Raw genomic sequence first — 2,221 nt, 5'->3', positions numbered from 1 at the left:
GCTTCCGGGGTCAACAGGGTAGAATATACAGATGTTGCTGCCTGTATTGACCCGACATCAGTAATGTTTGAAGACACAAAGAATAAAGATACTGCTGTACTGGAGCAAAATTATGAATACGATCTTGTAAGCGGTCGGAAACTTCTGGAGAAATTCCTGGATAAGGAAATTACTGTATCCGAAAAAGAAGGAGGCACATACACAGGCACCTTACTGAGTCACGACGGTGGGGTAGTGCTCAGGCTGAGTGATGGCAAAGTCGTAACAATTTCAGAAGTATCAAAAATTGAATTTCCGGATTCAGCAGACCTGCTTACAAAACCTACCCTGGTTTGGCAGGTTTACTCGCCTGTGGCAGGCAAGAGAGATGTTCTTACCTCCTATCTTACGGGCGGAATGAGCTGGAAGGCCGACTATATCGTAAGAGCAAGTGCAGACGATAAGAAAGCCGATATCCAGGGCTGGGTCAGTATCGATAACGCCGCAGGAACAACCTATGAGGATGCCAGACTGAAATTGGTTGCAGGGAAAGTTCACCGCGTATCCCCCCCACCCATGCCGAAATATGCGTATGATGCTGCGGAAGTACCAGAAGAAAGGTACTCAGGGGCAGAGGGCGGCTTTGTTGAGGAATCTCTCTTTGAGTATCACCTCTATACCCTTGAAAGGCCGGCTACCCTGAAGAGTAATCAGGTAAAACAGCTTTCTCTGCTCTCTGCCGATTCCGTGCCTGTAGAAAAAGAACTCGTTTTTGACGTCTCAAAAAGTAGTGATGTGCAGGTTGCCTTAAGCCTTAACAATTCAAAAGAAAAAGGTCTTGGAATGCCTCTTCCTGCCGGAGTTCTGAGAGTTTATAAAGCTGATTCCCAGGGTCAGCTCCAGTTCCTAGGGGAAGACAGGATAGACCACACCCCAAAAGACGGAGAGGTAACGGTTATTGTCGGAAACGCTTTTGATGTAAAAGGCACACGAACCCAGACCAGCTACAACAAGGTGAGCTCGGATGTCAGGAGGGAGAGTTACGAAACCGAAATCAAAAACCATAAATCCCAATCTCAGAAAGTAAAAATTGTAGAACACTTCTACGGAGACTGGGAAATTACCACCAGCTCTGACCCATACAAGAAAAAAGAAGCCTTTATCGCTGAATGGGAAATAACCGTACCCGCAGACAGCTCAAAGAAAATTTCCTATACCGTAGAACGCCGTTATTAATCAACAGAAGACAGCAAACTGTCAAATGGGGGCTCTACGCCCCCAACTGTTGTACTGCAGCTGCTGCACCGCAACCGTTGCGCCGGTTGATCACGCCGGATAGGGTTTGGGGATAAGGTTCTTAAAATCAAACCCAACGTTTTCGGTCAAGCCTTTTCTGAAAAGGGTTGCGATCAAACAAAACTGTGCGCTGGTTGACTACGCGTAAGTCGGAAAAATGCCGAGAGGAGCTCTGGATGCAATAAGTGGAACAGGCAACTGAGAATCCTATTAAGAGCAATTTAATGAACAATTTATGAGAATCCTTTATATTTTTAATCCCACTATAACTATTAAAATTTTAGAGTTTGTTTCTATATGAGGTTTTTATGACTAATACTGAAGGGCTTCTGTATACTGTTCTTTTTATCAGTTTCTTTATGTTCCTAGTAGGCTGTACAACTCTTACTTTCGTATATTTTCTCCTGCCTCAAGTTAAAAATAAGCTATCCAGCGTAGTGATTATCCTTGCAGGAATAGTACTCAATTTTGCTTTATTCATGGGCGGTGAGATTAGCTGGCTGATCATAGGAACGGTATGTTTTGCAGTGCCGATGGTCGTTCTTGCCCCACTAGTTCTTATACCTACCCATCTTAAAAAAATTCCTAGTTTTTCTAGGGTTTTAATATGTTATTTAATTATATCGATTATGTACATGATTCTCCCTTTTATCCTTATTGAAACCGAAATTTCAATGATTCCATTTCTATTCTTTGCTACTCCTCTTTCAAATGGTCTTGTCTATATCTGCTTGATGATTGGTTGTTTTGGATTGGCAGTGGCTATCTATAAGCTTATTAAATAAATATCGTGGTGTTTTTCCTTAAAGTGACCTGAGTAATCTGGCTTAGTTCTTTGGTCATAGATGGAGTTGTACCGCAACCGTTGGACCGCAACCGTTGCGCCGGTTGATCACGCCGTTGCCAAGCCGTTTTCGATCAAACCTTTTCTCAAAAGGTTTGCGTT

The 2,221-nt window shown here is 43.2% G+C and carries 2 protein-coding genes; both read left to right on the top strand.

Annotated elements, in window-relative coordinates; genetic code table 11:
• A partial coding sequence (locus BP861_RS05410) for a DUF4139 domain-containing protein (protein WP_292373336.1) occupies positions 1-1,215 on the top strand: 1,215 nt, incomplete at its 5' end.
• Positions 1,216-1,583: 368 nt separating this feature from the next.
• Positions 1,584-2,060 (top strand): hypothetical protein, encoded by a 477-nt coding sequence (locus BP861_RS05405; RefSeq protein WP_292373334.1) that lies wholly within the window; start codon positions 1,584-1,586, stop codon positions 2,058-2,060.
• Positions 2,061-2,221 lie beyond the last annotated feature (161 nt).

The sequence above is a fragment of the Methanosarcina sp. UBA411 genome, from assembly GCF_002495725.1.
In the GTDB taxonomy this organism is placed as follows: domain Archaea; phylum Halobacteriota; class Methanosarcinia; order Methanosarcinales; family Methanosarcinaceae; genus Methanosarcina.
The sequence above is the reverse complement of the archived record's forward strand: the minus strand, read 5'-3'. Positions and strand labels throughout refer to the sequence as shown.